Origin of the sequence: Phenylobacterium sp. (assembly GCF_036821595.1) — a bacterium.
Classification (GTDB): domain Bacteria; phylum Pseudomonadota; class Alphaproteobacteria; order Caulobacterales; family Caulobacteraceae; genus Phenylobacterium.
In genome coordinates, this window is the sequence record NZ_DAISJG010000162.1 from 1 (window position 1) to 2,213 (window position 2,213).

Annotated in this window: 2 protein-coding genes and 1 pseudogene; all 3 read left to right on the top strand. The window is 70.1% G+C overall.

Annotation, left to right across the window (positions count from 1 at the left end; genetic code table 11):
* Window positions 1-378, top strand: a pseudogene (locus V7Z97_RS20590) (Sec-independent protein translocase protein TatB); the annotation flags it as partial.
* On the top strand, window positions 375-1,268 hold the full coding sequence (gene tatC / locus V7Z97_RS20185; RefSeq protein ID WP_334165380.1) for a twin-arginine translocase subunit TatC: 894 nt from the start codon (window positions 375-377) through the stop codon (window positions 1,266-1,268). The pseudogene V7Z97_RS20590 and the gene tatC, both read left to right, overlap by 4 nt.
* A gap of 73 nt (window positions 1,269-1,341) precedes the next feature.
* On the top strand, window positions 1,342-2,213 hold an 872-nt coding region (locus V7Z97_RS20190), incomplete at its 3' end, for an aminoacyl--tRNA ligase-related protein (RefSeq protein WP_334165382.1).

Below are 2,213 nucleotides of genomic sequence, written 5' to 3' on the forward strand. Positions count from 1 at the left end.
TTCCGCGCCAGCTTCGACGAGATGGCCCGCCAGTCCGAGCTCGACGAGCTGCGCAAGGAGGTCGAGGCCATGCGCCGCGGCGAGTTCGCGGGCGCACCATCCACCGAGGTCAACCAGGCGTTCGAGGACATCAACCAGAGCCTCACCGACGTCGGCGTGCAGCTGCACCCGCCGATGAGCCATCAGTGGGACGCCACCACGCCCGAGGTGGAGCCCGAGGTGGCCCCGATCCCGGCCGCGCCGCCGAAGAAGCCCCGCGCCCGCAAGGCCGCAGCGCCCAAGGCCACAGCGCCCAAAGCCGCCGACGTAGCGGCGCCGAAGACGCCCGCCGCGCCGCGCAAGCCGCGGGCGAAGAAGATCGTGGAAGGCGGCTCGTGAGCGACTACGACCCCGACGAGTCCGAGATCGAGGCCAGCCGCGCGCCGCTGCTCGACCACCTTGTGGAGCTGCGCAAGCGCCTGATCATCTGCGTCGCCGCCGTGGTGGTGGGCTTCATCGTCTGCTTCGGCTTCGCCACGCCGATCTACCAGTTCCTGCTGCACCCGTTCGAGATGGCGGCGCGCCTATTCGCGGCCGAAAAGGCCGGCCACGGCGGCGGGCCCTTCGACCTGATCCTGGTGCTGGTCGGCTACAAGGACGTCCCGAACCTCTCGGGCGAGGACCTCCGACTGGTGTTCACCGCGCCGCTGGAGTTCTTCTTCACCAAGCTCAAGCTGGCCGGCTTCGGCGCCGTCGTGCTGACCTTCCCGGTGCTCGCCTGGCAGGTCTACGCCTTCGTGGCGCCGGGTCTCTACAAGCGCGAACGCCGCGCTTTCCTGCCGTTCCTGCTGGCCGCCCCGTCGCTGTTCCTGCTGGGCGCGGCGCTGGTCTACTTCGTGATCCTGCCGTTCGTGCTGTGGTTCTCGCTGAGCCAGCAGATCGTGGGGACCGGCGGCATCGCCGTGGAGCTGCTGCCCAAGGTCTCCGACTACCTCACCCTCGTCACCACCCTGCTGCTCGCCTTCGGCCTCTGTTTCCAGCTGCCGGTGGTGCTGACCCTGCTGGGGATGGCGGGCATCGTCACCTCCAAGATGCTGCGGGCTGGCTGGCGCTACGCGGTGGTCGGGGTCTTCGTCGTAGCCGCGGTGGTGACGCCGCCGGATCCGATCAGCCAGACCATGCTCGCGGTGCCGATCATCCTGCTCTACGAGGTCTCGATCTGGTGCGTCCGGATCATCGAGGGCCGGCGCGCCCGCGAGGAGGCCGGCACGGGGATCGTGCCGACCTGACCCTCCGCGCTGGGGCTTGGCCCGCCCGCCGACGCGCACTAGGAAGACCCCTCACTCCCTGACAGCGGCCGCCATGCACGACATCCGAGCCATTCGCGAGACCCCCGAGCTGTACGAGAAGGCCTGGGACTCCAAGCGGCTGTCCGGCGCGGCGCTGGTCGAGCAGATCCTGGCCCTCGACGCCACCCTGCGCGGCGCCCAGACGGCGCTGCAGGCGGCGCAGGCCGAGCGCAACGAGGCGTCCAAGAAGATCGGCCAGGCCAAGGCCCAGAAGAACGAGGACGAGGCCACCCGCCTGATGGCGCACGTGGAGACGCTGAAGCGAACCCTCGAGGAGCAGGCGGAGGTTGAGCGCGCCACCGCCGAGACCCTGCGCGGCCTGCTGGCGACGCTGCCGAACATCCCCGCACCCGACGTGCCGGTCGGCGAGAGCGAGGAAGAGAATGTCGAGGTCCGCCGCTGGGGCGAGCCCTTCGCCATCACCGCGCCGAAGGACCACGTCGACCTGGGTGAGGCCCTGGGCCTCCTGGACTTCGAGGCCGCCGCCCGGATGAGCGGCGCGCGCTTCACCGTCCTCAAGGGCCAGCTCGCCCGGCTGGAACGCGCGCTCGGCCAGTTCATGCTCGACCTGCAGACGGAGGAGCACGGCTACCTGGAGGTCGCCCCGCCGCTGATGGTCAACGACGCGGCCGCCTACGGCACCGACAAGCTGCCGAAGTTCGCCGACGACCTCTTCCAGACCACCGACGGCCGCTGGCTGATCCCCACGGCCGAGGTCCCGCTAACCAGCCTCGTGATGGACCAGATCGTCGCCGAGGAGGAGCTTCCGCTGCGGTTCACGGCGCTGACGCCCTGTTTCCGCTCGGAGGCCGGCGCGAGCGGCCGCGACACCCGCGGCATGATCCGCCAGCACCAGTTCAACAAGGTCGAGCTCGTCTCGGTCGT